Raw genomic sequence first — 26,840 nt, 5'->3', positions numbered from 1 at the left:
CGCAGACCGGCTTGCCTCGGTCAGCCACCCGGGGGGCGCCCGTCAGACGGATTCGAGTTCGTGGTGTTCCGGGTCGCCGCCCGCGGCCTCGTCGCGCTCGCGGGCCGCGACGGCCTCGCGCTGGGCACGGATGTTCTTGTTGCGGAAGGTGAGCAGGATGGCCTGGGCATACAGGAAGATGCCGATCAGAATGCTGGAGGCGGGGACCGGCAGCCCCCACTCGCGTGGCAGGTACATCGCCAGGAACCAGGACTTCACGTCGGTGCCGATGAGGGTGAACACGAGCGGCACCAGGCCCTGAGGGAACAGCAGGATCGATCCGCCGACCCAGTAGAGGGCGCCGATCGTCGCGTCCCGCTTGGATATCTCGATCTTGGTGCCGTCCGACGCCGCTGCCCGGCCCGCTGCCGTGTTCCGGCCGGTACGCATGATGTGCAGCATGTCCGCGCCCTTGGCGGTGAGCTGCCGGGCCGCCACCGAGCCCAGCCACCAGGCGAGCGCGATGCTGGTCGCCAGGCTGATCGGTCCGCCGGCCCACCGCAGCACGGGCAGATCGAGCCGATCGCCGAGGATCACGGCGGTGAGCGCCGGGGCGACCGGGATCAGGCCGATCCAGAACAGCACATGGGACTGGCCGGTGGTGTCGGCGTGTTCGAGCGGATTGTCCGGGCGCTTGTGGGCGTCGGGACCGGGCACCATCGCGGCCACCGAGGCGTAGACGATCAGGCCGGCACCACCGCCGAGCAGCGCCGGCACGGTGGCGGCGATCCACGGCCAGGCCCAAGTGTAGCCGCTCCAGATGGTGAAGCCGATGCTGAGGGCGATCGAGATCGGGCCGAACAGAGCCAGGTAGGCCCACTGCCGGCCACGTACGTCCGCACGTTGGGTGCCGGTCGTGATGGTCTGCCAGAGTGCCGTGCCGTCCTGGCTGTACAGGTTGCAGGCCGAGGTGATGGCGAACAGCGCGACGGCCGGGCCGGCCCACGGCAGCAGCGCCTTCGCGTCGAAGGTGAGCGGCAGCAGCGCGGTGAGCAGCGCCCAGACGATCGGCACGGTGGCCGTGGTGGTCCGCTGTGGGTCACGCCACCAGGTGCGCAGCTCCTTGCGGAAGGCCGCGCCGGTCGGGCCGGCGAACGGGCCGCCGGTCGGCACGGGAACGTGGCTGGTGCCGCGGATGGTGACCCGGGAGCGGCGTGGTGTGCCGAGGGTGGCCGCCCAGATCAGCAGGAGCAGCCCGATGAGTACGGCCAGGCCGGCGAGCGCGCCGAGGACCAGCAGCCAGTCACCGTGGTCGGCGGCGTCGACGGCGACCACGCCCCAGCTCGACGGAATCCAGCGCAGCGTGGTGGAGCACGTGGACGAGAAGCCGGTGGAGAGCACGTCCGAGTAGATGACCGCGACGATGACCATCCAGCCGGACTGAGACAGGACGATCATGGCGGCGAACAGCACGCCGGTGATCGCGGCGCCGACCCGGGAGGTGGCGACAAAACCGAAGAGGGCGTACGCGACGCGCGACAGCAGCACCACGAACACGAGTTCCCCGGCAGCGGCCGGCACGGCGATCAGGGCCGGCACCACTCCCCGGTGTGCCGCGTACGTGATCAGGCTGAGGAAGGCCAGGGCCGTGACCGCCGTGGTGATACCGACGAAGGCGGCGCCGAGCAGGCCGACGGCGAGTTTGCGGCGCGGCACCGGAAGCAGCGCGAAGTGGTCGGCGCGCAGCACGGCCGAACCGCCCCACAACGGGCCGACCACCCAGCCCAGCATCCACGTCACCCAGACGCAGGCGAGCAGATCGCCCAGCACGCCCGGCTCGGCGATGTCGACGAACGTCAGCCAGATCGTGGCCGCGGCGAACAGCAGCCCGAAGATGCCGCCGGTGACCATCCAGGCGGCCTTGCCGCCGCTCATGGAGTTCCGGATGATCGCCAGCTTCATCCGGATCAGGACGCCAGCCAAGACAGGCCCCTCCCGGCGTGCTCGTCGCCACCGACCAGCCGGACGAAGGTCTGCTCCAGCGTCTGCTCGCCGCGGACCTCGGCCAGCGGCCCGTCCGCGACGACCCGACCCTTGGCCATGACGGCGACCGTGTCGCACAGCTGCTCGACCAGCGCCATGACGTGGCTGGACAGCACCACCGAGCCGCCCGACTCGACGAACCGTATGAGGATTGCCTTGAGCGCGGCCGCGGACACCGGGTCGACCGCCTCGAACGGCTCGTCCAGCACCAGCAGTCGCGGCCCGTGCAGCAGCGCGGTGGCCAGGCCGATCTTCTTACGCATGCCGGTCGAGTAGTCCACCACGAGGGTGGTCTCGGCCTCGTTGAGCTCCATCACGTCGAGCAGCTCATCAATGCGCTCGGCGAGCACGGCCGGTTCGATCCCGCGTAGCTGCCCGATGAACGTGAGCAGCTCCCGGCCGGTGAGCCGTTCGGGCATCGCCAGCCCGTCGGGCAGGACGCCCATCATCGTCCGCGCCTGCACCGGGTCTTTCCAGACTTCTACGCCGAACACCTCGGAGCTGCCCTCATCGGGGCGCAGCAGGCCGACCGCCATGGACAGCGCGGTGGTCTTGCCGGCGCCGTTCGGGCCGACGAGGCCGAAGAACGATCCCTGCGGCACGGTCAGATCGACGTGGTTGACCGCGATGTTCGCGCCGAACGCCTTGTGCAGACCGGTCAGGCGCAACGCCGGTGGCCTGCCATCCACGTCGGATCGATCCGTTACAGGGTCCTGCGTGGCCTCTGCTGCCATGGAAGCCCCCGTGGATGTCTGTTCGATACGACCGGCATCAGTCTGCCCGAGACGGCGTACCAGCGGAATGGACGCACCCTGACGGTGGGCGGTGGGCGGTGGGCGGTGGTCGGCCGCCGCGGCCGAATCTGATCATCTAGTATCAGCGGCCGGTATGGCGTACGACATGGGGGTTGGGTTGCATGTGGCCGTTCACGAAGCGGTCAAAGGATCCGGTCCTGGACCCGACCTTTGGTGACCCGCACCGGAAGGCCCTGATCCGGGCGCTGGAGAAGCGCAACTGGAAGTTCGCCCGGGAACTGCTCACCATGGCGGCCGATCCGGACGAGATGGCCTTCCTCATGGAAGCCGTCGGCAGGGTCGATGGGATCCAGGACTGGATCGGCGACTGGATCGACGCCGAGCCTGAGTCAACTCTTCCCGTGCTGGTGGCCGGCTGTCACGCCGTGTACTGGGCGTGGGACGCACGCGGCGGCAAGCGGGCGAAATACACCACTGCTGACCAGTTCAAGGGTTTCCATGAGCGGTTGCACTACGCCGAGACGTTGTTGCAGAGGGTCCTCACCCGCGAACCCGACAACGTGACCGCGCGGGCATGGCTGGTCACCAGTGCCCGAGGCCTGGGCATCGGGGCGGTGGTGGCCCGGCAGCGCTTCGAGGCGGTGACTCGACTGCACCCGGGGCACGTGGTCGCGCACGAGCAGCGGTTGCAGTACCTGTGTGCGAAATGGTCCGGCAGTCACGAGGAGATGTTCGACTTCGCGCGGGGCGCCGCAACGGCGGCCGGACCGAACAGCCTCCTGCACGAACTGGTGGCCGTCGCCCACGTCGAGAAGTGGGACGCCTCTGAACGAGAGGAGGGCAACGAGTACATCGTCTCCGACGAGGTGCGTGCCGAACTTCTTGCCGCGGCGGACAATTCGATCTTCCACCCGGATTACATCCCCGCCGGCCCCGGCTGGGCACCCCGGGTGGCGGTGTTCGCGATGGCCTTCGAACTGGCCGACGAGTTCGACGCGGCGTGGCATGCATTCGCGCTGCTGGACGGGTTGGTCACCGAGTGGCCGTGGCAGATCCTCGGCGACCCCGTCGAGAAGTTCACCGCCTCCCGCGACTATGTGACCGCGAACCGTAGCTGACGTTCCAGGCGGCGGCCGAGGTCTACCGCAACCGTCCGTTGGTTGATCAGTCCCGAGTCAGCGGCGTCGCCGCCACGCCAGGGTGAGCAACGCGGCGACAGCCAGCCCGAGCAGCGGGGCGACGCCCACCCCGACGAGCGTGCAGGCGACCGCCAGCAGCGCCGGCGGCACCCAGCACCAGGCGGGCACGGTCCGTGGGGTGGACCCCCGCCGACGGGCCGCCGCCTCCACGGCCATCGGCACCACCAGCACCGGCAGCGCGGCGGCCAGCAGGGTCAGCCAGGGCAGCACCAGGCGGTCGAAGCGCGCCACCGCCAGCAGCCCACCGAGCACCGCGATGGCGAGCATCGCCGTGCGGGCCGGCACCCGCGGCGCCAGGCCACGCACCGCCAGCGCCCCGGAGTACGTCGTGGTCAGCGCCGCCGCGAAGACCGCCACCGCGACGAACAGATTCGCGTACGCGGCCAGCCCCGACCCGGCGGCGAGCAGCGCGACCACGTCCGCCGAGCCGGTCCGCAGCCACAGGCCGGCGCCGGCGAGCACCCCGAGCAGCGCCGGCCCGACCAGTAGCCCCACGCACCAGGCCAGGTCCCGCCGCCGGGCCAGGCCGACGCTGAAGTCCGGCGCGCGCAGCGCGAAGACCGCCGCGTAGCCGATCAGCGCGGCGGCGTCGGCGAGCCCGCCGGCGGCGAGGCGGACCGGTGCGCCCGGTGGTGGCAGCACGGTCAGGCACCAGACGACCAGCACCACCGCGCTGAGCGTGGTGAGCACCGCGATCCGATTGCCGAGCCGGGCCGGCGCCCAGGAGACGGCGAGGACCGCCACCTCCAGCAGCACCGGTCCGGCCCAGCCGGGCAGATGCGTCAACGCGGCCAGCGAAGCGCCGCCGAGCCCGACGTTGAACCCGTTCCAACCGACCATCGACACGGCCAGCACCGCCGCCAACAGCAGCCGCGACGTGGTGCCCAGGTACGCCGGCAGCACCGCGGTCAGCGTCCCGCCGTCGCCCAGCGGTCGGCGCAGACCGATCCGGCCCTGCCCCCAGAGCAGGGCCGCCATCAGCAGCCCGCCGACCAGCAGCCCGGCCACCGGCACGGCGCCGCCGTGGCGGGCGGCCATCGCCGCGCCGAGCACCAGGGTGGCCGGCGCGGTGCCGATGCCCAGCCAGGCACCGACCGCCGCCGGCCACCGCCGTTCAGGAGCCTCAGACAACGTGGTGCAGGTAGCCGGCAATGGCCGCGTCCAGCACCTCCGCGCCCGGCCGCGCCCACACCTGCGCGGAGAAGACCTCCACCTCGATCGGGCCGAGGTAGCCGGCCGCGTCCACCGCCTCGCGCAGCCGGCGCAACTCGATGCACCCCTCGCCGGGCAGCGCCCGACCGAGCAGCACCCCCTCCGGCAGCGGCGTCACCCAGTCACAGACCTGGAACGCGGCGATCCGCGCGCCGGCCCGGTCGATCTGGGCGTACACCGTGTCGTCCCACCAGACGTGGTACGCGTCCACGACCACACCGACGACCGCCGGGTCGAACCGCTCGGCGATGTCGAGCGCCTGGCCGAGGGTGGCGATCACACACCGGTCGGCAGCGAACATCGGGTGCAGCGGCTCGATCGCCAGCCGGACCCCGGCTGCCGCCGCGTGCGGGGCCAACTCCCCGATCGCGTCGGCGACCCGGCGGCGGGCGCCGTCGATGTCCCGGCTGCCCGCCGGCAGACCGCCGGAGACCAGGACCAGCTCCGGGGCGCCCAGGGTGGCCGCCTCCTCGATGGCCCGCAGGTTCTCCGCCCGCCAGTCGTCGGCCTGGAAGAAACCACCCCGGCACAGCGAGGTCACGGTGAGGCCGGCGTCGCGGACCAGCTTCGCCGAGCGGGCCAGCCCGTGCTCGGCCACCGGCTCGCGCCACAGCCCGACGCCCGGCACACCGGCCGCCACGCAGCCGGCCACCACCTCGGGCAGCGGCCAGTGCTGCGCGGTGGCCTGATTGAACGAGAACCGCGCAAGGCTCATTGCGCCACTCCCGCGACGGTGAACAGCGCCCGGGCGCGGGCGGCGGCCAGCTCGGCGTCGGGCAGCAACCCGGCGGCGTCGGCCAGGGTGAGCAGGGTGGCCAGGTGCGCCGGGGACCGGCCGGACTGCGCGCCGCCGACCATGGTGAAGTGCTCCTGGTGCCCGGCCAGCCAGGCCAGGAACACGATCCCCGTCTTGTAGTGCCAGGTCGGTGCCGCGAACAGGTGCCGGGCCAGCGGCACGGTCGGCGTGAAGATCTCGTCGTACGCCGCCAGGCCGCCCCGGTCCAGCGCGCCCAGCGCGGCGGCGGCGGCCGGCGCGATGGCCGCGAACACCCCGAGCAGCGCGTCGGAGTGGCCCACCTCGTCGCCCCGGATCAGCTCCGGGTAGTGGAAGTCGTCGCCGGTGTAGAGCCGCACCCCGGCCGGCAGACGGCGACGCAGCGCCACCTCCCGCCCGGCGTCCAGCAGCGACACCTTGATGCCGTCCACTTTGGACTGATGCGCCTTGATCAGCTCAACGACCGTGTCGGCGGCCAGGTCCAGATCGACCGCACCCCAGTAGCCGGTCAGCGCCGGGTCGAACATCGGACCCAGCCAGTGCAGCACCACCGGCTCCTCGGCGGCGGACAACAGCTCGTCGTACACCTGGAGGTAGTCCTCCGGGCCGCGCGCCGCGGCGGCCAGGTGCCGGCTGCACATCAGCACTGGCCGGGCGCCGGCCGCGCGTACGTCGTCGAGTTGCTCCCGGTACGCCGCGGTGACCTCGGCCAGGGTGGCCGGGCCGACCGGCAGTTGGTCGGTGCCGACTCCTGCGACGATCCGCCCGCCCACCGCGCGGGCCTCGGCGGCGCTGCGGCAGATCAGCTCCCGGGTGGCCGGGTAGTCCAATCCCATCCCCCGCTGGGCGGTGTCCATCGCCTCGGCGACCCCCAGCCCGTACGACCAGAGATGCCGCCGGAAGGCGAGAGTGGTGTCCCAGTCCACCGCCGCCGGCGTGCCTGGCACGTTCTCCGCGCCGGGATCGGCCACCACGTGCGCGGCGGCGTACGCGATCCGGCTGGTCGCCGCTGCCGCCGGGCGGGTGAACCCGCTCCCCCCGGCCAGCCGGTACCGCCGTCCCCCGGGCAGCACGACCTGGGCCGTCACGGGTTGAGCTCCGGCACCTCGACGCGGACACCGTCGCGGGCCGAGCGCAACCCCAGCTCGGCGAGCTGCACGCCGCGCGCCCCGGCCAGGAAGTCCCAGCGGAACGGCTCGCCCGCCACGACGTGCCGCAGGAACGCCTCCCACTGCACCTTGAAGCCGTTGTCGAACTCCTCGTTGTCGGGCACTTCGGTCCACTGTGCCCGGAAGTCCTCGGTGACCGGCAGATCCGGGTTCCATACAGGTTTCGGGGTGACCGCCCGGTGCTGCACCCGGCAGCGGCGCAGCCCGGCCACCGCGCTGCCCTCGGTGCCGTCGACCTGGAACTCCACCAGTTCGTCGCGGAACACCCGCACGCACCAGGACGAGTTGAGCTGCGCGATGATCCCGCCGTCCAGCTCGAAGATGCCGTACGCGGCGTCGTCGGCGGTGGCCGGGTAACTGCGGCCGTCCTCGTCGACGCGCTCGGGCACGTGGGTGGCGGTCACGCAGGAGACGGCATTGACCCGGCCGAACAGCTCCTCCAGCACGTAGTGCCAGTGCGGGAACATGTCCACCGTGATGCCGCCGCCGTCCTCGGCCCGGTAGTTCCAGGACGGACGCTGGGCCGGCTGCCAGTCGCCCTCGAAGACCCAGTAGCCGAACTCGCCGCGTACCGAGAGGATCCGGCCGAAGAAGCCGCCGTCGATGAGCCGCTTGAGCTTGCGCAGCCCGGGCAGGAAGAGCTTGTCCTGCACCACCCCGGTCCGTACCCCGGCCGCGTCCGCGGCCCGAGCCAGGTCGAGCGCGACGGCGGTGTCCTCAGCGAGGGGCTTCTCCGTGTAGATGTGCTTGCCGGCCTCGATCGCCTGCCGGATCGCCTTCTCCCGCTGCTGGGTGACCTGGGCGTCGAAGTAGATCTCGACGTCGTCGCGGGCCAGCGCCGAGGTCAGGTCGGTGGTCCAGTCGGTCAGCCCGTGCCGCTCGGCGAGCTCCCGGAGCTTCGTCTCGTTGCGCCCGACCAGGACCGGTTCCGGCCAGATGGTCGTGCCGTCGGCCATCGTCAGGCCGCCGGACTCGCGGATGGCCAGCAGCGAGCGGACGAGGTGCTGCCGGTAGCCCATCCTTCCGGTCACGCCATTGACGATGATGCCGATCGACCTGCGGGTCATGGTGTTCCTTCCGTCGTACTGGTCGTGCCGATCCACGTTCAGTGGTTGGCGGCCGCGCTGCCGAGCAACCCGCGCAGGTCGGTGGCGAGCCGGTCGAAGCGGGGATCCGACATCACCTGCGCGTAGTCGCGGTGCGCCGGCAGCTCGACCGGGAAGGTACGGATGATCCGGCCGGGCCGGGCGCTCATCACCACGACCCGGGTGCCGAGGAACACCGCCTCGGCGATGGAGTGGGTGACCAGCACGACCGTCGTGCCGGTCTCCCGCCAGATCCGGTGCAACTCGGCGTTCATCTGTTCCCGGGTCAGGGCGTCCAGGGCACCGAACGGCTCGTCCATGAGCAGCACCGGCGGCGAGTGCAGCAGCGCTCGGCAGAGCGCCACCCGCTGCTGCATGCCGCCGGACAGCTCGTGCGGCAGCGCCTTCTCGAAGCCCCTCAGGCCGGTCATCTCGATCAACTCGTCCGCCCGGCGGGCCGCCTGCGCCCGGTCCATGCCGCGCATCTCGGCCTGGAGCAGGATGTTGGCCCGCGCGCCGCGCCACTCCAGCAGCGCGGCCTTCTGGAAGACGAAGCCGATCTCCTTCTGCGGGCCGCGTACCGGGCGGTCCAGCAGCGACACCTCGCCGCTGGTCGGCCGGACCAGCCCGGCGACGATCTTCAGCAGGGTGGACTTGCCGCAGCCGGACGGACCGACGATGGTGACGAACTCTCCCGGTTCGATGTCCAGCGACACGTCGTCCAGGGCTGTGGTCTGCGACCGCCGGGAGCTGAACCGGACGGTCAACCCGGCCATCCCGATGGCGGTGCCGGTGCGTGCCGGCGCGGCGGTCACCGGGTCACCCCTGGGCCGCGTACGAGGCGTCCCAGTACGCGTTGGGCGCGCCCGGGTCCTTCAGCTCCGCGTAGCGGGCCATCAGGTCGATGGTCTCGGTCCACTGGGCCTCGGTGTTCACCCCGGGCGGGCCGTCGGCGCCGATCAACGGCAGGTTGAGGGCGAGTTGCTTGGTGAGCACCTCGGCCGGGGGCTCGTTCTCGGCCAGGGCGGTCATCGCGCTCACCGCGCCAGCGGGGTCCCGAGCAGCGTCAGCCCAGGACTTCTGGGTGGCCCGGACGAACTTGCGGGCCAACTCCGGGTCCTTCTGCAGGGTCTGGGTGTTGGCGATCAGGCCGGTGCCGAGCAGGTTCATGCCGTAGTCGGCGAAGAGCAGCACGTCGACCTTCTTGCTCGTCCGGTTCTCGATGGTGGGGGCCTGGTCGTGGAAGAAGCCCATGATGGCGTCGACCTTGCCCTCGGCCAGCGCGGCGATCTTGCCGGCGGCGTCCACGTTGACCACCTTGACGTCGCTCTGCTTGAGGCCGTTCTTCTCCAGCCAGGCCGGGAAGGTCGCGTAGAGGGCGTCGCCGGGGGTGCCGCCGACGGTCTTGCCCTTGAGGTCGGCCGGGGACTTGATGTTCTCCTCCGCGAAGAACTCCACCGAGGAGGGGCCTTTCTCCAGGTACGCGCCGAGGCTGCGGACCGGCATGCCGGTGGCCACCGACTTGAGCAGCACCGGGCTGTCCGCCCAGCCGAAGTCGGTCTGCTTCTGGGCGACCTGCTTGATGGTGTTGCCCGAGCCGTTGCCCGGGAGGATCTTCAGCTCGATGCCCTCGGCGGCGTAGTAGCCCTTCTGGAGCCCGTAGTAGAACGGGGCGTGCTCGCCGTAGGGCACCCAGTTGAGGGTGAGCGTGACCTCCTTGTTGCCGCCGGCGCCGGTGGTGCCGGAGGAGTCGTCCCCGCCACAGCCGGTAGCGGCGAGCAGCAGGGCGGCGGTGGCCAGGATGGTGGTGGCGGTGCGCTTCATCGGCTTTCCTCCGTGATGGGGTCGGTCAGGAGGTGGTGAGCGGCACGCCGGCCCGACGGCTGGCATGCCAGGGAATGAGCAGCGCCTCGGCGATCTCGACCAGGACGAACAGGACGATGCCGATGGCGGACATCAGGATCAGGTCGGCGAACAGCAGCGGGGCGTCGAGGTTGCCGTTGGCCAGCAACAGGACGTAGCCGAGCCCTTCGCTGGCGCCGACGAACTCGCCGACCACGGCGCCGACCACCGCGAGGGTGACCGCCACCTTGAGGCCGGCCATCAGGTGTGGCAGCGCGTTCGGAAAACGGATCTTGCGGAAGGTGCGCCACGGCCCGGCACCCATCGTGGCGGCGAGGTCGAGCAACTCCGGGTCGGTGGAGCGCAGCCCGGCCACCCCGGAGATGACCACCGGGAAGAACGCGATGAGCACGGCCAGGATGATCTTCGGGGTGAAGCCGAGGCCGAACCAGACCACCAGCAGCGGCGCGATGGCGATCTTCGGAATGACCTGTGCGAACAGGACGATCGGGTAGAGCGCCTTGTCCAGGGTGCGCGAGTAGGCGATGGCGACCGCGGTGGCCAGCCCCAGCGCTGCGGCCAGCACGAACCCGACCACCGTCTCGTAGAGCGTGACCATGGTGTGCCGGGCCAGCTCGGACCACTGGTCGGTCATCGTGGTCCAGACCTGGACGGGAGTGGGCACCAGGTAGTTGGGCACGTACTCCCGGGCGGCGACGAACCACCAGACGGCGAAGAACGCCGCCAGCACCAGCGCCGGACGCCAGAGCGAGTCGGCGAGGACCAGCGCCCGCCGGCCGATCGTCGGTCGTGGCGGTCGGCCACCGACACCGGGTGGTGGACCGGCCACCATGGACGATCCGGAGCCGCCGGCCGGCTGGGCGGCCGCCGGTGTGGCGGATTCACCGGCCGCCGTCGCGGCGGCGGCGGCCTTCCGGCCCGCCGTGTCCAGAGCGTTCTCGGTCACGCGGAACCTCCTCGGGGCCCGGCACAACAGCCGCGGAACGGGCCGGTCGGCAGATCAGGCAAACGCTTTCCTGGAGCGTAGGCGGCCCCTCGACGGCAGGCAAGGCCTTTCCTCGATCTGTTTCCACCGCACCTGCGCCGGGGCCCCGCACCCGGCCCAACAACCATCCCTAGTGGACGGTCAAGCCGTGGCCGGATAGGTGTCGAGCAATCCGCACATGCCCAGCCGGCCCTGCTCGATCGGCTCGTTCACCGCGTACACCCCGGCCTGACCCAGGTGCCCGGGATTTCCCCGTTCGAGGGCGTCGAGCTGCTCGCCGGTGCCGGCGGCGGCCCGGCCCGCGCCGGCCGCCCACCGCTCTCGCCACCGCGCCAGCAGCGGCCGGCGCAGCGCCAGAGCGGCGGAATGGAACGCCGTCAGCGCCGCCGGCCCGCCGCTCCGCAGGGCCTGGAAGCCGGTCACCGCCAGATCCCGCCGGCGATACGCCGCGCTCACGTCGGCACCCGGCGCTCCCCCGCCCGGCAGCTCCGCCGCAGCGGCGTACGCGGCCGGGTCGGCCAGCACCTCGGGCGGGAACGTGAGCACCGCGTCGCCGGCCTCGGGCAGGCCGCTGTTCTGCATCAGCACCACAATGGTCAGCCCACCGCCGTTGACCAGGCGGTGCACGGTGCCCGGCTCGAACCAGACCACCGCCCCCGGCTGCAGCGGGGTCTCCTGGTAGCCGGTGGGGGTGAGGGTCTGCACCGCGCCCTCGCCGCCGGTCACCACGTACCCCTCGGTGCAGCAGAGGTGCACGTGCGGGGTGCCGCCGACCACGCCGTCCGGCGCGACGGTGTCGTAGACGCGCAACCGGGAGACCCCGATCCCGCCGGGCAGCGGAGCCGACCGGTCAGACACCGGCGCACCCGCCGGTGTCATGCGCCCCCGGCAGGACGGTGAGGTCGTCGAGTGGAAGCACCGCGAAGCGATCGGACACGGCCGGACCTCCCTGCGGGAAAGGGCTTTCTCTGCGGTACCGTGACGCTAGCCGGCACGACGAAACGCCGTCAACAGATCGAGGGGGCGGGCCATGGCGACCCTGTCTGACGTGGCGCGTCGCGCGGGCGTCTCGCCCGCCACCGCGTCCCGCGTGATCAACGGCAGCAGCAAGCCGGTCACCGACGAGTTGCGCGAGCGGGTGCTGGCCGCCGTCGCCGAGTTGCAGTACGTCCCGAACGCCCACGCCCAACTGCTGGCCCGCTCGCACCGCAGCGCGGTCGGCGTGATCGTGCACGACGTCTCCGACCCGTACTTCGCCGAGATCACCCGCGGGCTGCAACGGGTGGCCACCGACCGGGGCCGGCTGCTGATGATCTGCAACAGCTACCGCGACCCGGACCGCGAGTTGGAGTACGTGGAGCTGCTGCGGGGCCACCAGGTGGCGGCGCTGATCCTGGCCGGCTCCGGCTACCACGACGACGCGTTCACGCGGCAGCTCAACGAGAAGCTCGCCGCGTACGAGGCGACCGGCGGACGGGTCGCGGTGATCGGCCGGCACGAGCATTCCGGCGACGCGGTGATGCCCGACAACCGGGCCGGTGGCTACCTGGCCGGGCGGGAGCTGTGCGACCTTGGGCACCGGGCCATCGGCGTGGTGGCCGGCCCGCGCATCCTCACCACCACCACCGACCGGCTGGCCGGGTTCCGGCAGGCCCTGGCCGAGCAGGACCGCGAGCTGCCCGAGCGGCGGATCCGGTACGCCGAGTTCGACCGCGACGGTGGCGCCGAGGCCACCGCTCGGCTGCTCGACGCCGACCCGGAGCTGACCGCGATCGTGGCGCTCAACGACTCGATGGCCATCGGCGCGCTCGCCACGCTGCGGGCCCGCTCGATGGCGGTGCCGCAGCGGGTCTCGGTGGTGGGCTTCGACGACATGCCGATCGCCCGGGACGTGACCCCGGCGCTGACCACCGTACGGCTGCCGCTGGTCGACATGGGAGTCCGCGCGATGTCCCTGGTGCTCGGCGCCGAGGCGCCGGCACCCCGCGTCGAGGTGCTCCCCGCCGAGCTGGTCCGGCGGGACACCGCGGGCCCGGCCCCACAGCCCGAGCGGGATGCCGCAGGCTCGGCGCCACGCGCTCGGCGGGGCGGTCGGACGCCCGGACGCACCTCGGAATAAACGAATTGTCCAGGGCTCGTCCGGGGCTTAACCTCCCCCGGTGCTGATTCGGGAGTTCGTCGACCAGGACTGGTCGCAGGTGTGGCCGATCATCGAGGAGGTGATCCGGGCACAGGAGACCTTTCCCTACGATCCCGCGATGACCGCCGAGCAGTCGTACGGCATGTGGGCCGAGGCGGCGCCGGGGCGGACTGTCGTGGCGGTGGACGGCGAGCGGGTGCTCGGCACCGCGAAGATGGGCACCAACCGGCCCGGGCCGGGCGCGCACGTGTCCACCGCGAGCTTCATGGTCGCCGCCGACGCCCGGGGCCGGGGCGTGGGCACCGCACTGTGCCGCGACGCGCTGGCCTGGGCCCGCCAGCAGGGGTACGCCGGCATGCAGTTCAACGCCGTGGTGGAGAGCAACCGGTCGGCGGTGGAGCTGTACCGGCGGGAGGGCTTCGACGTGGTCGGCACGGTGCCGGGCGCGTTCCGCCACCCCGCCCTCGGCCGGGTCGGCCTGCACGTCATGTACCAGGAGTTCTGACCGGACCGGCGGGTGCGGCGGAACAACCGCCGCCGGGTGCGTGGCACTGCTGCGTGCCTGTCGAGCTGCCCCAGATGTGGGGCATGCGGTTCCCGGCCGACGGTGCCGGCGGTGCGGGCTGGTCCACCCCCGGCCTGCGGTCCCTTCCACCCCGGCCCGCGGTCACTTCCACCCCGGCCTGCGGTCGCTTCCAACCCGGTCTGCGGTCGCTTCCACCCCGACCCGCGGTCACTCGAACTCGCCGGTCCCGGTCGGAGGCAGCGCGCGATGACATTGCTGCCCCATTTCTGGGGCAGCTCGACAGCCAACCAGGGTGGAGTAGACGAGCTGGCGCAGCTGGGAGCGCAACGGGTACGTGCTCGGACGGCGATTGGCGCGGGGCGGACAGGGCCGCGGGACGGGATCCGGCTCGTGCCGCGGCGCGGGGCGGACAGGAGCAGCGGGACGGGATCCGGCTCGTGCCGCAGCGCGGGGCGGACGGGGCAGCGGGACGGGATCCGGCTCGTGCCGCAGCGTGGGACCGGCCGGCTCGACGGACGACCGGGGTGGAGCCGCGGCTAACCGGCCTCCCCCACCGGGATGGCGACGGGCGACCGACGTGGCTCCGCGCCAGCCCGGCGGATCGGGCTGAACAGGCCGCCGACCGCGACCAGCAGGCAGCCCGTCCCCGCGACGAGGGCGACCGTCGGGACGCCGTACCGGGCGGCGGCCCAGGTCAGCGCGACTGCGCCGGCCGGCCCGAGGGCGTAGTGCGTGCTCCAGAAGGCCGAGGTGACCCGGCCGAGCAGGTGGTCGGGGGTGATCTCCTGACGAAGCGACATCGAACAGATCCCGCCCACGCTGAGGCAGCACAGGTAGACCGCGGTCAGCACGGTGACCGTCGGCACGGTGGTCGCGAGGCCGACGCCCGCGAGGGCCAGACCGCAGACGCAGTGCGCGCTGATCCAGGTCACGCCGAAGCCGCGGCGGCGGCGTAACGGCGCCACCAGTAGCGCCCCGACGACCGTGCCGAGCGCCGCCAGGCCGAGCACCGTGCCGACGGTCCGGTCGGAACCGCCGAGGTCGTGCTTGACGTGGTAGACGAGCACGTCGGTGAAGCCGTAGGTGAGGAAGATGAACACCGACAGCAGCACGGTCAGCGACCGCAGCACCGGCTGGCGCCACAGGAACCGCGCCCCGGCCAGGAACTCGGCCAGCGGCCGCTCCCGGCGTACCGGAGCGGTGCCGTCGGGCTGGGCGGGCCGCAGCCGGATCATCCGGAGGCCGGCAGCGGAGAGAGCGAAGCTCGCCGCGTTGACGGCGATCGCCGTCGCCGGGCCGAACCGGGCCGACACCACGCCGGCGAGCAGCGGCCCGAGCACGGCCGCCGCCGCGTAGGTCGCCTGCAACCGCCCGTTGGCCTCGGTGATCCGGTCTCGGTCGACCAGGTTGCGGACCGCGGTCACCGCGGCGACCTGGAACACCATCCCGGCGGCCTCGCAGATCGGCAGTACCACGAAGAGCAACCAGACCTGCGGGCCGGCGAGCCAGGCCAACGGCACCAGCCCGTAGAGCACCAGCCGGGCCACATCCGCCACGATCATCAGGGTGCGCCGGTCGTACCGGTCGACCAGCACCCCACCGAAGATCCCGGCGGCGACGGACGCTGCGCCGGCCACGGCCGTGAGCAGGCCCATCTGGGTGATCGACCCGGTCGCCTGGAGCACCAGCAACGGCACCGCGAGGTAGGCGAACGAGTCGCCGGCCGCGGAGAGCGACTGCGCGACCCAGTACGTGCCAAAGGTGCGATCCCGCCACAGTGGGGTCCGGCCAGCGCTGGCAGGTCGACTCATCTCGCCGAGGGTAGTGCGCGCGGTCGCCCCGTTCGGACCGCCGGGCGATCGCGCGCCATCGATAGGCTCGCACCGTGACGCTCAAGGGAGCACTGACCTGGATCTCCACGGGCGGCGGCGGTCTTCTCATCGGGGCCGCGCTGGGCCTCCTGATGACAGTGGCCTTCGAGGACCCGCTCAAGAAACTCCTGCAACGGGTGCGCCGAAGGAGCAGGGTTCTACCGTCGAGACGGCGCACACCGAGCGCGTCGGGCTTCGAGTTTGGCGACGTCACGTCGCCGTGCATGATCGTGGCGGGCGATGGCACCGAGGCCATCAAAGAGGAGCTGGTGCATCTCGTCGTCAGTGACGAGCCCGTCGAACTACCTGCGGAGTTGGCAGCGTGGCGGTCGGAGATCGCCGCTGAGGAGCAGGTCAGGAAGGCATCTGGGTCAGCGCACCACTGGAACGGTGATTGTTTCGCGGTCGAGAAACTGGTCGAGGAGCGGACGGCTCGCGACGAGGAGGTGGAGATCTTCCTCCACCTGCCACGGACGGATTACTACAGCTTTCTGGCCAGTCAGCACCTCGACAGGCGATTCAGGGACGGCACGACGCCGCGGAGCAGGTACATCGACCCGGTCGGCCACCGCAGAGCGCCCGTGTTCATGTCGCTGAGCCTCGGCACCAGCGTTCTGGTCATCACGACCGACAACCATGTTCTGATCTGCCAGCGGGGCCCGGATGTCGGGTCCCGCCCTCTGCACTGGGGGGTCTCGGCCGACGAGGGGCTCAGCGCGAGGCTCGACTCGCCGAGCGGTCTTCCGCCTCGGATACACGCTGCCGCCCGGCGCGGGCTGTGTGAGGAACTGTCCCTCGAAGATCATGAGTATCGCCTGGCTCTGCTCGGCTTCACCATCGACACCGAGCGTCACCAATGGGATTCGGTGTTCGTGGCGTACGCGCACGACCTCAGCTCAGAGCAGCTCGATCGCCGGCTGCAGCGAAGCGCCAAGGACCGTGGGCTGGAGATCGAGTCCTGGGAGTTCGTCCCCTTCACTGTCCGGACCGTCCTGCAGCGGCTGCATGGCGGGCGGCCGACGCGGGCCTGGACTCCGGTCGCCCCCGTTGCCCTCTACCTCGCTCTGGTCCACGAATATGGACGATGGCGAGTTGAGCGGCTGGCAAGGAACCATTCAAAGCGCCTCCGCAGGTGACGATCGACATGTGTCGGGCGTCACACCGCTCCCATGTCACGGACGGACGGGCGCTCCGCATCTCGTGGTCATCAACACGAGCGGCGGAGGGGCACGACGATGAACACACCACACGGAGCCGACACGGCGAGCACGCACCGCGTCCTGATCCTGGGCGCGGGCTACGCGGGCATGGCTGCGGCGATCCAGCTCGCGGCCCGCACCAAGCGGCGCGCCGATGTGCAGGTGACCCTGGTGAACGCGCAGGAGCGGTTCACCGAGCGGTTGCGGCTGCACATGACGGCGACCGGGCAACAGCTCGGCGAGATGGACATCCCGGCGCTCCTGGCGGGCACGGGCGCGCGGTTCGTACGCGGCTGGGTGACGGCGGTGGACGTGCACACGAAGACCGTGCGGATCGACGACAGCCGGGTGCTGCACTACGACACCCTGGTGTACGGGTTGGGCAGCGTGGCCGACACGGCGCTGGTGCCGGGTGTCGACGACCACGCGTACACCCTCAACAGCGCCCAGGACGCCGCGTTGCTGGCCGACCGGCTGGCGCGGCTCGCCAGCGGCACGGTGGTGGTCGCCGGCAGCGGGCTGACCGGCGTCGAGTCGGCCGCGGAGATCGCCGAACGGTACCCGACGGTGAACGTGGTACTGGCGGGCCGGCAGGAACCCGGCGCCAGCATGACCGTGAAGGCCCGGGCATACCTGCGGGCCGCGCTCGATCGCCTCGGTGTCCAGGTGCGCAGCGGAACGGCGGTGACGAAGGTGCTGCCCGACTCGGTCGAGCTGGCGGGCGGGGAGTCCATCGCCGCCGACGTCGTGCTGTGGACGGGCGGTACGCGGGTGTCGCCGGTGGCGGCCGCCGCGGGACTGACCGTCGACGGTCGCGGCCGCGTCGTGACCGACGCCGCGCTGCGGTCGGTGTCGCACCCCGACGTGTACGCGGTCGGCGATGCCGCCGCGATCCGGCAGGGCTACGGCGTCATGCACGGCACCTGCCAGAGCGGGATGCCGACCGGTGTGCACGCCGCGGTGTCGATCGTCCGTGCGCTCAACGGCAGGCAGCCGAAGCCGTTCCGCTTCGGCTACTACCACACGCCGGTGAGCCTCGGACGGCACGACGCGGTGGTGCAGTTCACCCACCCCGACGACAGCCCTCGTCGGGGCTTCCTGACCGGCCGTACGGCGACCTGGTACAAGGAGACCGTGAGCGCCTCCCCCTGGCCGACCTATCGGCGAATGAAGAAGATGCCCTCCTCGGGCGCGTTCTGGCCGCACGGTGGCCGCTTCACCCGGTTGCGGGGCGCGCGGTGACCCCTCCGCACCCGGATCCCGACCAGCAGGTCTTCCACAACCACCGCAACCTGCTGTTCTCGGTGGCGTACCGCATCCTCGGCAGCGCGGCGGACGCCGAGGATGCGGTCCAGGACGCCTGGATCAAGTGGTCGGCGGCCGATCGCTCCCAGGTGGCCGACCCCAAGGCGTACCTGGCGCGGATCGTGTCGAACCTCGCGCTACAACGGTTGCGCTCCAGCCGGCACCAGCGCGAGACCTACGTGGGGCCGTGGCTGCCCGAGCCGATCCTGACCGAGGGCGACACCGCCGACACCGTCACCGACGCCGAGTCGGTGTCAATGGCGATGCTGGTGGTGTTGGAGACGCTCAGCCCGCTGGAGCGGGCCGTGTTCGTCCTGAAGGAGGTCTTCGACTTCAGCCATGCCGAGATCGCGGTGGCGGTGGAACGCTCAGAGGCTGCGGTGCGCCAGGCCGCGCATCGTGCCCGCGAGCACGTGCGCGCCCGACGGCCACGCTTCACGGCGGACCGGTCGCAGCAGCGTGGGGTCACCGAGCGGTTCATCGCCGCCGCGACCGGTGGCGACATCAACACCCTGATGGAGTTGCTGTCCCCGGACGTCACGCTGTGGACCGACGGCGGTGGCAAGGTCCGCCAGGCCCTGCGTCCCATCGTGGGTGCGCGGACGGTCGCCGCCTGGTTCGCGGCCATCGGCACCGTCACCTACCAGGGCATCGAGCCTGCCGACATGACGGCCGAGGTGGTCGAGATCAACGGCGGCCCGGGCATGGTGTTCCGGGGTGCGGGCCGGGTGATCGCCACCGTCACCTTCGACATCGACGCCGACGGCCGCATCGCCGCCATCCACAACGTCGCCAACCCCGACAAGCTCCACGCCGTCGCCGGGGGCACCGCTCACGACATCACGACCTGACCGTCAGTCGCTCTCGGTGAACAGGGCGGCGTACCGGGTCAGGTACAGCGGCCATCCTTCGTCGTGGGCGACGCCGTCGCTGACGGACTGCCAGCCGGGTCCGTGCCGGTCGAGGTGACGGTGCTCCAGCTCCACCCGGGTGCGCTGCGGCGACTCGGCGACGAACGTGACCTCGACCTCGCTGGTGTTGTCCGGCTCGGTCTCGACCTGCCACTGGGGGCTGATGTCCCAGCTGAACACGACCCGGTCCGGTGGGTCGTAGGCGAGGACACGGGCCCAGCGGCACTCGGTGCCATCGACGCCCCGGTCGTAGATGTGACCGCCGACCTTCGGTTCGAACACGGTCTCGGCGATGGCCACGCCGAGGAGGTTGTGCTCCGGCGGTTTGACGTCGCCGAACCGCTCGGTGAACACGGTGAAGGCTCGCTCGATCGGCGCCTCGACAATGATCTGCCGGCGGACCACGGCGTCTGTTGCTGGGGTCATGACTGCTCCTCGGTGGGTTGTTCGACCACTTCCTGGTAGCTGGACAGGGCACGGTTCCAGAACGTGTCGAGCTGGTCGCGCAGGGCGGCGACGCCCGCCGGGTTGAGTCGATAGACCCGGCGGGTGCCGGCTGCCCGGTCGGTGACCAGCCCGGCGTCCTTGAGCACCTTCAGGTGCTGGGATACCGCGGGCCGGCTGATCGGCAGCGCTTCGGCGAGTTCGCCGACGGCCTGCGGCCGCTCAGCCAAGCACGCGACGATGGCGCGCCTGGTGGGGTCGCCCAGGGCGTCCCAACCATCGCCAGCTTGGTAAGTATCCACGAACGGTAAGCTACGGCTTACGGATCACCGAGTCAAGCAGCACCGGCCGAAAGACCTGCCCCACCGCGGGATGGACGCACGGAGCCGGCCGCGGGAAGGATCCCCGCGGCCGGCTCCGGGTTGGTGCGAAACGTGGTCAGCGCTGGCGCAGCGGTGCGAGCGCGGTGCTCCAGGCCACGACCTGGTCGAGGGTCACGCCGAGCGCGTCCCGCTGGTGCTCGTTGGGCTTGAAGACGCTGAAGTTCTCGAAGTCGGTGAAGAGCGACAGCGCGACCTGCGAGCGCACGTCGGCCATCTGGAGCTCACCGGCGATCAGACGCAGGTGCTCGACGGCCCGCGCGCCGCCGACCGAGCCGTAGCTGACGAAGCCGACGGCCTTGTTGTTCCACTCGGCGTAGAGGAAGTCGATGGCGTTCTTCAGGGCGCCCGAGGTGGAGTGGTTGTACTCCGGGGTGACCATCACGAACCCGTCGAACGACGCGATGGTCTCGGCCCACCGCAGCGTGTGCGGCTGGGTGTACTGACCCATCGACGGCGGGTAGGCCTCGTCGAGGTGCGGCAGCTTGTAGTCGAGCAGGTCGATCAGCTCGAACTCCGCGTCGGAGCGCTGCTTGGCGACCTCGAGCACCCAGCGGGCGACGGCTTCGCCGTTACGCCCCGGGCGGGTGCTCCCGAGGATGATCCCGATCCTGGTCATGGTTGGCGCCTTTCAGGAGGTCCTTGCCTGGCGGATGAAAGCTAGCTATTCCTTGCTTGGTCAAGCAAATACTTGGCCTATGCTTACCGTCACAGCGAGGGTGAGCAATTGCTCGGTCAAGCAACTAGGATTGGGGCATGTCCGGCAGCTCGGCAGAACCCCTGCTCCCCCTCAACCCCGACGAGGAGGCGCTGGTCCGTTCCCTGGGCCAGCTGATGTTCGTCCTGCCCCGGGCGATCGACGCAGACATGACCGGCGACCGGCAGCTGCCGCTGACCGAGTACACCGCCCTACGGGTCCTCTCCGAGGCGCCGGGCCGGCAGATGCGGATGAACGAACTCGCCGCGGAGTGCCAGCTCTCGCTCAGCGGGATGACCCGCACCATCATTCGGCTGGAGACGCACGGCCTGGTCGAGCGGATCCGCAGCGAGCAGGATGCCCGCGGCTGGAACGCCGTCCTCACCGACGCAGGCTTCGCCCGGCTGGAAGAGTCCTGGCCGAGCCACCTGGCCGCCGTACGGCGGCGGTTCCTGGACCACTTCGAGGGCCTCGACCTCGCCCAGTTGGCCCGCGCCTTCCGGCGGGTCGGGACGGCCGACTGAGCCAGGCGCTCACCCGCCGCCGAGCAACCGCTCGAACGGCGCCGGGTCGGCGTACGGGTCGACGGGAGCTGGTGGGTCGCGCCGGTCCACCTCGCGGGCCAGCTCGCCGGCCGCCCGGTCGATCCGCTGGACCAGCGAGCCCTGGGCCGCGTCGCCGGCCCCCCAGTCCTCCGGTGCCGCGAACACCGCGGTGGGCACCACGACCGCGTGCAGGTAGCTGAAGAGCGGCCGCAACGCGTGCTCCAGCACCAGCGAATGACGCCCCGTCCCGCCGGTGGCGGCGACCAGCACCGGCTTGTCGACCAGGGCGGCGTCGTCGAGGACCTCGACGAACATCTTGAAGATCCCGTTGTACGAGGCGGAGAACGTCGGCGTCACCGCGACCAGCGCGTCGGCACGCCGGACGGTGTCCTGCACCCGCTCAAGGTCCTCCGACGGGTACCCCGCCAGCAGGTTGTTGACCAGGTCGTGCGCGTGGTCGCGTACCTCGATCAGCTCGACGTCGACCTCGGCGCCGAGCCGCTCCAGCTCACGGCGGACCGCGTCGGCCAACCGGTCGGCGAGCATCCGGGTCGACGACGGCTGTCGCAGGCCGGCCGACACGACGGCGATGGTGCGCTTCATCGGACCTCCTCCACGGCGCCGGCCAGCGCCGCGGCCTTCAGCGAGGCGTGGGTGGGTGCGTCCGGGACGTGGGCGGGACGGCCCACCGCGAACTCCTTACGCAGCACCTGGACGACCTCGCCCAGCATCTCGATCTGCTCCAGCACGGTCCTGCGGGGGACCCCGATCCCGTCGACGTTGAAGACCTGCCGCTGGTAGTCGCCGCCTGCGTACTCGCGGAAGGCCAGGGTCCGGTCGATCACCTCCTGCGGGCTGCCGACCAGGAGCGCCGTCTGCTTCATCGTCTCCTCCAGGGACGGCCCGTGCCCGTACGCCGCGGAGTTGTCGAAGTACGGGCGGAACTCCCGCTTCGCGTCCTGCGAGTTCTTCCGCATGAACACCTGCGCGCCCAGACCGACGATCGCCTGGTCCGCGGGGCCATGCCCGTAGTGCTCGAACCGCCGGCGGTAGAGCCCGACCATCCGCTGGACGTGGGCCTTGGGCCAGAGCAGGTTGTTGTGCAGGAACCCGTCGCCGTAGTAGGCGGCCTGCTCGGCGATCTCCGGGCTGCGGATCGAACCGTGCCAGACGAACGGCGGCACGCCGTCCAGCGGGCGCGGGGTCGAGGTGAACGACTGCAGGGGCGTGCGGAACCTCCCCTCCCAGTCGACCACCTCCTCGCGCCAGAGCCGGCGCAGCAGGTCGTAGTTCTCGACCGCGAGCGGGATGCCGTTGCGGATGTCCTGCCCGAACCAGGGGTAGACCGGGCCGGTGTTGCCGCGCCCCATCATCAGGTCGACCCGGCCGTCGGCCAGGTGCTGGAGCATCGCGTAGTCCTCGGCGATCTTCACCGGGTCGTTGGTGGTGATCAGCGTGGTCGAGGTGGACAGAATGATCTTCTCGGTCCGGGCCGCGACGTGACCGAGCAGGGTGGTGGGCGAGGACGGGAAGAATGGCGGGTTGTGGTGCTCGCCGATGGCGAAGACGTCCAGCCCGACCTCTTCGGCCAGCTTCGCGTACTCCACCACGGCCTTGATCCGTTCGTGCTCGGACGGCATCCGCCCGTTCACGGGGTCGCGTGCCACGTCTCCCACGCCGAAGATTCCGAACTGCATCCGAACTCGCCTGCCTCGCTCGCACCGGTCGTGCCTGACGCTCATCAGCAACCTCGGGCGGGCGGTACAGATTCCTTGACTGGTCAAGGAGTTTTGTGGCGGCGGTCACGTACCTGCCTGCCGGCAGGAAGCCCATCTCACACCGCCCAGACGCCGGTGGCGGCGGCCGACCGCGAGGTCACCTCGGTATCAGTCATGCGTCCATTGCACCCGTTGGCGAGCGCCCTGGCCATGTGCGACAGCGTCGCGGAGATACGCGTCCGTCTCGCTCCGGCCCGGTCGGCGTCGCCGACCGGGCCGGAGCGCGTGGTCAGCGGGACGGGCCGTAGGGGGCCAACGGGTTGGTCAGGGTGCCGACGAACTGGAGGGCGGCCGACGGGTCGGTCAGGTCGATCATCTGCTGGTTGTCGCGAAGTTGGAGCCGGTTGAGGCAGGACAACGTGAACTCCGGAGCGAACAGGTCGTAGCGGCGGGCGCGCTCGGCCAGGTGCGGCACCCGGTCCAGATAGTCGGTGGCGCAGGCCGCGACGGTCCGCCAGAAGTCCTCCTCGGCCAGCACGCCGGCCTCGGCCAGCACCGCATTGAGGTGACGCAGGAAGCAGTCCACCACGTCGGTGAAGATGGTCAGCAGCTTGGTGTCGTCGGGCACCTCGACCCTGATCCGCTCCACCGCCGCCGGCAGCTCGACCTCGGTACTCATCACCGCGATCTCCTCGGCGATGTCCTTGAAGATCACCCGCTCGACGGTGTCCTGCTCGTCGAGGACCAGGATGACGTTCTCGCCGTGCGGCATGAAGGCCAGGTCGTGGGCGTAGAAGCTGTGCAACAGCGGGGTCAGGTAGGCGTCCAGGTAGCGGCGCAGCCACACCTCGGGCGCCAGGCCGGACCGGGCGATCAGCGCCGCCGCCAGCGAGCCGCCGTCGGCGTCCACGTGCAGCAGCGCGGCCATCGTGGACAGTCGCCGCCCCGGTGCCAGGCCGGGCAGCGGGCTCTCCCGCCACAGGGCGGCCAACATCTTGCGGTACGGGGAGGTGCGGTCGGTGGCCGACTCGTACTGGCGGTGCCGGTAGCCCACCGCGGCCCGCTCCCGGATAACGGTCAGCCCGGTGCCGGCCAGCACCTCGTCACCGGCGATCAGCTCGGCCAGCCAGTCGTTGATCGCCGGGGTGGCCGCCATGTACGCGGCCGACAGCCCGCGCATGAAGCCCATGTTCAGCACCGACAGCGCGGTCTTGACATAGTGCCGGCTCGGCTCGGTGACGTTGAAGAAGGTGCGGATGGACTGCTGGGCCAGGTAGCTGTCCGGCCCCGGGCCGAGATGCACCAGCCGGCGCTCGGCCAGCTCACCGGCGAAGGTCACCGCCAGCTTGTTCCACCACTGCCAGGGGTGCGCCGGGATCAGGTGGTAGTCGACGAGATCCAGGCCGAGGTCAGCCATCGTGGCCGCGAACCGTGCCCGGGTCTCCGCGTCCAGCTCACCGTCGATCAGCGCGTCATAGTCGAGATCGGCGGCGCTGCTGAACGTCGAGTGGTCCCGGTGCGCGGCCAGCCATTCGAGCCGGACCGGCGCGGCGGCCTCCGGGGCGTACCGGTGGTACTCGTCGACGCCGAAGCCGAGCCGGCCGTTGTTGGCCACGAAGCAGGGGTGGCCCTCGGTCATCGACGTCTCGATGGTCTGGAAGTCCGCCCCGGCCAGCTCGGCGGCGGTCGGCACGGGCTGGGCCAGTTTGTACGCGGTGCCGGCCAGCGTGGAGGTGATCTCCTCCAGGTAGACCGGGAGCACCCGCGCGGAGAGCCCGAGGGTGTCACGCAGCTCGACGATCAGGTCCACCGCGTCGGGCGGCAGAGACGTGCCGTCGCGGTGCCGGGTGATGCTGTCCGGGTCGATCTGCCAGTGCGCCAGGGCGAGCACGCGGGCGGCGAACCGGTAGGTGACCGTGCCGTCATCGCTGCGGATCTCGTACCACTGCCGGTCGTCGTCGGCGGCCGACACGGGTTCCGGGGTGAGCAGCCGTTCGTGGGTGAACTCGGCGAGAGCCTTGCGGACCAGCAGCCGGTTGGCCCGGGCCCAGCGCTGCGGGGTGAGATGGCCAACCGGGTCAACGGCGGCGGCCGGGACGGTGGCGGACGACTGGGTGGGGACGGCGGTGGCGGTCACGCCGGGGCTCCTTCGGCTCGGGTGGCGGCGGCGCGCTGCATGGTGGCGTGGAACTGCGCCCGGGTGCAAACGCTGAGCAGCGCGTCCTTCTCGGGCTTGGCGATGGTGCCGACGACCTCGAAGCCGACGGCGGCGTTCAGCGCGTGCACGGCGGTGTTGCGCACGTCCGGTTCGACCACCACCCGTCGGGTCGACGGGTCGGCGAAGAGCCAGGCCATCACGGTGCTGATCACCGCCCGGGTAAAGCCGTGCGCCGGGCTGCCGGTGGGCGCGCAGAGGAAGTGCATGCCCACGTCGCCGGGCTGGGCGTCGTACAGGCCGACCAGCTCGACGTGGGCAGGGTCGTAGCGTTCGGCGAGGAAGGCGGGTTGCCCGCGCCACAGGCCGAGGTACGCGTCGTGGTGCGGGTGGTCAGCGATTCGCCGGTACTCCTCGGCCACCCGCGCCGGGTCCGCGTCCTGCATCAGCCAGAACGCGGCCTTCGGGTGGGTCACCCAGGCGTGCAGCAGCGCGGCGTCGGCGTCAAGGTCGAGGGTCCGCAGCGCGAACTCGCCGAGCTGGTCGTCGACGCGGGTGAAGACGACGCTCACGACGACATCCCGGCGGGCGCGCCGAACTCCTGGAACGTGATGCTCTTCTCGACCGGGTAGTGCTCCCGGCCGAGCATTTCCCGGATGATCCAGGAGTTGCGGTACGGGCCCATGCCGAGGTCGGGCGAGGTGATGCTGTGCGTGTGGGTGCCCGCGTTCTGCAGGAAGATGCCACGACCGGTGTGGTCGATGCTGTAGTTGCGGGCCACGTCGAACCGGCCGTGGGAATCCCAGCGGATGCGGTCGCGCACCGGCGTCAGGAACTCCGGCACCTGGTAGTGGTAGCCGGTGGCCAGCACCAGGCCCTCGGTCCGCAGGGTGAAGTCCCGCTTCTGCTCCACCTGGCGCAACCCCAGCGTGTACGCCCCGTCGTGGTAGCCGGCGCTGGTCAGCTCGGTGTTGGTGAGCAGCCGGGTGTTCACCGGCCCGTCGATGCTCAGCGCGTAGAGCTGGTCGAAAATCTCGTTGATCAGGTCGGCGTTGATCCCCTTGAACAGGCCCTTCTGCGCCGACTCCAACCGGTAGCGGGTCTCCTCGGGCAGCGCGTGGAAGTAGTCCACGTAGTCCGGTGAGGTCATCTCCAGGGTGAGCTTGGTGTACTCGAGTGGGAAGAAGCGCGGCGAGCGGGTGACCCAGTTGAGCTGGTAGCCGTACCGGCCGATGTCGCCGAGCAGGTCGTGGTAGATCTCCGCGGCGCTCTGCCCGCTGCCCACCACGGTGATGCTGCGCTTGGCCCTCAGGTCGTCCCGGTGCTCCAGGTAGCGCGAGTTGTGCACCGCGTCGCCGGGCAGCCCGGCGACGGCGGCGGGCAGGTACGGCGGTGTACCGGTGCCGAGCACCAGGTGCGGGGCGCGGTATTCGAGCGTCTCCCCCGCGCCGGTGCTGGCCCGCACCACGTAGTGCTCGTCGGCCGCGTCGTACTCCACGGTGGTCACCGACTGGCCGAAACGCAGGCTCGGCAGCTTCGCCGCCGCCCAGCGGCAGTAGGCGTCGTACTCGCTGCGCAGGGGGTAGAAGCTCTCCCGGATGTAGAACGGGTAGAGCCGGCCGATCTCCTTGAGGTAGTTGAGGAAGGAGTACGGCGAGGTCGGGTCGGCGAGGCTGACCAGGTCGGCGATGAACGGCGTCTGCAACCGGGCCGATTCCAGCAGCATGCCGGGGTGCCAGGCCAGGGTCGGCCGGGCCTCCAGGAACACGCCGTCCAGTTCGTCGATCGGCGCGGTGAGGCAGGCCAGGCCCAGGTTGTACGGGCCCAGCCCGATGGCGATGAAGTCGTGGGTGGACATCCGGCCCTCCAGCCGCGGGTTCGGGG

The 26,840-nt window shown here is 71.2% G+C and carries 26 protein-coding genes; 7 read left to right on the top strand and 19 right to left on the bottom strand.

What is annotated here, in order from left to right; genetic code table 11:
- Window positions 1-42: 42 nt before the first annotated feature.
- A complete protein-coding gene (locus ABZV00_RS17315; protein ID WP_355607062.1) occupies window positions 43-1,962 on the bottom strand; it encodes a hypothetical protein in 1,920 nt (639 codons plus the stop codon).
- A complete protein-coding gene (locus ABZV00_RS17310) occupies window positions 1,947-2,756 on the bottom strand; it encodes an ABC transporter ATP-binding protein (protein ID WP_355607059.1) in 810 nt (269 codons plus the stop codon). Before ABZV00_RS17310 ends, ABZV00_RS17315 begins: the two co-directional genes overlap by 16 nt.
- 182 nt (window positions 2,757-2,938) lie before the next feature.
- Here ABZV00_RS17310 and ABZV00_RS17305 point away from each other — a divergent pair, with 182 nt between their 5' ends.
- Window positions 2,939-3,895 carry a DUF4034 domain-containing protein gene (locus tag ABZV00_RS17305; RefSeq protein WP_355607056.1) on the top strand — a complete coding sequence of 319 codons (957 nt, stop codon included), beginning with the start codon at window positions 2,939-2,941 and terminating at the stop codon, window positions 3,893-3,895.
- A gap of 57 nt (window positions 3,896-3,952) precedes the next feature.
- Here ABZV00_RS17305 and ABZV00_RS17300 read toward each other — a convergent pair whose 3' ends face one another.
- From ABZV00_RS17300 to ABZV00_RS17265, 8 genes are all read right to left on the bottom strand, one after another.
- Window positions 3,953-5,107 carry a hypothetical protein gene (locus ABZV00_RS17300; protein ID WP_355607053.1) on the bottom strand — a complete coding sequence of 385 codons (1,155 nt, stop codon included), beginning with the start codon at window positions 5,105-5,107 and terminating at the stop codon, window positions 3,953-3,955.
- Window positions 5,100-5,903: a sugar phosphate isomerase/epimerase gene (locus tag ABZV00_RS17295; protein WP_355607050.1), complete on the bottom strand. Its 804-nt coding sequence runs from the start codon at window positions 5,901-5,903 to the stop codon at window positions 5,100-5,102. The genes ABZV00_RS17300 and ABZV00_RS17295 overlap by 8 nt, the downstream gene beginning before the upstream one ends.
- A complete protein-coding gene (locus ABZV00_RS17290) occupies window positions 5,900-7,051 on the bottom strand; it encodes a dihydrodipicolinate synthase family protein (RefSeq protein ID WP_355607048.1) in 1,152 nt (383 codons plus the stop codon). The genes ABZV00_RS17295 and ABZV00_RS17290 overlap by 4 nt, the downstream gene beginning before the upstream one ends.
- Window positions 7,048-8,199 (bottom strand): Gfo/Idh/MocA family oxidoreductase, encoded by a 1,152-nt coding sequence (locus ABZV00_RS17285; protein ID WP_355607045.1) that lies wholly within the window; start codon window positions 8,197-8,199, stop codon window positions 7,048-7,050. Before ABZV00_RS17285 ends, ABZV00_RS17290 begins: the two co-directional genes overlap by 4 nt.
- Window positions 8,200-8,237: 38 nt before the next feature.
- Entirely contained in the window at window positions 8,238-9,032 is a 795-nt protein-coding gene (locus tag ABZV00_RS17280; RefSeq protein WP_355607042.1) for an ABC transporter ATP-binding protein, read from the bottom strand.
- Window positions 9,033-9,036: 4 nt separating this feature from the next.
- Window positions 9,037-10,041, bottom strand: a complete 1,005-nt coding sequence (locus ABZV00_RS17275) for an ABC transporter substrate-binding protein (RefSeq protein ID WP_355607039.1) — start codon at window positions 10,039-10,041, stop codon at window positions 9,037-9,039.
- 25 nt (window positions 10,042-10,066) lie between these two features.
- Window positions 10,067-11,026: an ABC transporter permease gene (locus ABZV00_RS17270; RefSeq protein ID WP_328416132.1), complete on the bottom strand. Its 960-nt coding sequence runs from the start codon at window positions 11,024-11,026 to the stop codon at window positions 10,067-10,069.
- Window positions 11,027-11,206: 180 nt separating this feature from the next.
- A complete protein-coding gene (locus ABZV00_RS17265) occupies window positions 11,207-11,923 on the bottom strand; it encodes a cupin (RefSeq protein ID WP_355607036.1) in 717 nt (238 codons plus the stop codon).
- Between the two features lie 172 nt (window positions 11,924-12,095).
- Here ABZV00_RS17265 and ABZV00_RS17260 point away from each other — a divergent pair, with 172 nt between their 5' ends.
- Together ABZV00_RS17260 and ABZV00_RS17255 are read left to right on the top strand one after the other, a co-directional pair.
- Window positions 12,096-13,184 (top strand): LacI family DNA-binding transcriptional regulator, encoded by a 1,089-nt coding sequence (locus ABZV00_RS17260; protein ID WP_355607033.1) that lies wholly within the window; start codon window positions 12,096-12,098, stop codon window positions 13,182-13,184.
- A gap of 40 nt (window positions 13,185-13,224) precedes the next feature.
- Window positions 13,225-13,710 (top strand): GNAT family N-acetyltransferase, encoded by a 486-nt coding sequence (locus ABZV00_RS17255; protein ID WP_328416126.1) that lies wholly within the window; start codon window positions 13,225-13,227, stop codon window positions 13,708-13,710.
- A 557-nt stretch (window positions 13,711-14,267) separates the two neighbouring features.
- Here the strand turns inward: ABZV00_RS17255 and ABZV00_RS17250 are convergent.
- Window positions 14,268-15,542, bottom strand: coding sequence for an MFS transporter (locus ABZV00_RS17250; protein ID WP_355607030.1), 1,275 nt, complete (start codon window positions 15,540-15,542; stop codon window positions 14,268-14,270).
- Window positions 15,543-15,616: 74 nt separating this feature from the next.
- On the opposite strand from ABZV00_RS17250, the gene ABZV00_RS17245 reads away from it, so the two are divergent.
- The 3 genes from ABZV00_RS17245 (at window position 15,617) to ABZV00_RS17235 (ending at window position 18,957) form a co-directional block, all read left to right on the top strand.
- Window positions 15,617-16,738, top strand: coding sequence for a hypothetical protein (locus tag ABZV00_RS17245; RefSeq protein ID WP_355607027.1), 1,122 nt, complete (start codon window positions 15,617-15,619; stop codon window positions 16,736-16,738).
- 99 nt (window positions 16,739-16,837) lie between these two features.
- Window positions 16,838-18,043 carry an FAD-dependent oxidoreductase gene (locus ABZV00_RS17240; RefSeq protein WP_355607024.1) on the top strand — a complete coding sequence of 402 codons (1,206 nt, stop codon included), beginning with the start codon at window positions 16,838-16,840 and terminating at the stop codon, window positions 18,041-18,043.
- The gene (locus tag ABZV00_RS17235) at window positions 18,040-18,957 is read left to right on the top strand and encodes an RNA polymerase sigma-70 factor (RefSeq protein ID WP_355607021.1); all 918 of its coding nucleotides are present in this window, start codon (window positions 18,040-18,042) and stop codon (window positions 18,955-18,957) included. The genes ABZV00_RS17240 and ABZV00_RS17235 overlap by 4 nt, the downstream gene beginning before the upstream one ends.
- A gap of 3 nt (window positions 18,958-18,960) precedes the next feature.
- Here ABZV00_RS17235 and ABZV00_RS17230 read toward each other — a convergent pair whose 3' ends face one another.
- From ABZV00_RS17230 to ABZV00_RS17220, 3 genes are all read right to left on the bottom strand, one after another.
- Window positions 18,961-19,443 (bottom strand): SRPBCC family protein, encoded by a 483-nt coding sequence (locus tag ABZV00_RS17230; RefSeq protein WP_355607018.1) that lies wholly within the window; start codon window positions 19,441-19,443, stop codon window positions 18,961-18,963.
- Window positions 19,440-19,763, bottom strand: a complete 324-nt coding sequence (locus tag ABZV00_RS17225) for a metalloregulator ArsR/SmtB family transcription factor (protein ID WP_355607016.1) — start codon at window positions 19,761-19,763, stop codon at window positions 19,440-19,442. The genes ABZV00_RS17230 and ABZV00_RS17225 overlap by 4 nt, the downstream gene beginning before the upstream one ends.
- A 136-nt stretch (window positions 19,764-19,899) precedes the next feature.
- Entirely contained in the window at window positions 19,900-20,460 is a 561-nt protein-coding gene (locus ABZV00_RS17220; protein ID WP_328416110.1) for an NAD(P)H-dependent oxidoreductase, read from the bottom strand.
- A gap of 137 nt (window positions 20,461-20,597) precedes the next feature.
- Here ABZV00_RS17220 and ABZV00_RS17215 point away from each other — a divergent pair, with 137 nt between their 5' ends.
- Window positions 20,598-21,062: a MarR family winged helix-turn-helix transcriptional regulator gene (locus ABZV00_RS17215; RefSeq protein ID WP_355607013.1), complete on the top strand. Its 465-nt coding sequence runs from the start codon at window positions 20,598-20,600 to the stop codon at window positions 21,060-21,062.
- Between the two features lie 9 nt (window positions 21,063-21,071).
- Here the strand turns inward: ABZV00_RS17215 and ABZV00_RS17210 are convergent, their stop codons facing one another.
- The 5 genes from ABZV00_RS17210 to ABZV00_RS17190 form a co-directional block, all read right to left on the bottom strand.
- Window positions 21,072-21,686, bottom strand: a complete 615-nt coding sequence (locus tag ABZV00_RS17210) for an FMN reductase (protein WP_355607010.1) — start codon at window positions 21,684-21,686, stop codon at window positions 21,072-21,074.
- Entirely contained in the window at window positions 21,683-22,780 is a 1,098-nt protein-coding gene (locus ABZV00_RS17205; RefSeq protein ID WP_328416106.1) for an LLM class flavin-dependent oxidoreductase, read from the bottom strand. Before ABZV00_RS17205 ends, ABZV00_RS17210 begins: the two co-directional genes overlap by 4 nt.
- 310 nt (window positions 22,781-23,090) lie before the next feature.
- Window positions 23,091-24,938, bottom strand: coding sequence for an IucA/IucC family siderophore biosynthesis protein (locus tag ABZV00_RS17200; protein ID WP_355607008.1), 1,848 nt, complete (start codon window positions 24,936-24,938; stop codon window positions 23,091-23,093).
- A complete protein-coding gene (locus tag ABZV00_RS17195; RefSeq protein ID WP_355607005.1) occupies window positions 24,935-25,528 on the bottom strand; it encodes a GNAT family N-acetyltransferase in 594 nt (197 codons plus the stop codon). Before ABZV00_RS17195 ends, ABZV00_RS17200 begins: the two co-directional genes overlap by 4 nt.
- A complete protein-coding gene (locus tag ABZV00_RS17190) occupies window positions 25,525-26,814 on the bottom strand; it encodes a SidA/IucD/PvdA family monooxygenase (protein WP_355607242.1) in 1,290 nt (429 codons plus the stop codon). Before ABZV00_RS17190 ends, ABZV00_RS17195 begins: the two co-directional genes overlap by 4 nt.
- Window positions 26,815-26,840: the final 26 nt, after the last annotated feature.

Source organism: Micromonospora sp. NPDC005173, assembly GCF_040608515.1.
GTDB lineage: Bacteria > Actinomycetota > Actinomycetes > Mycobacteriales > Micromonosporaceae > Micromonospora.
The sequence above is the reverse complement of the archived record's forward strand: the minus strand, read 5'-3'. Positions and strand labels throughout refer to the sequence as shown.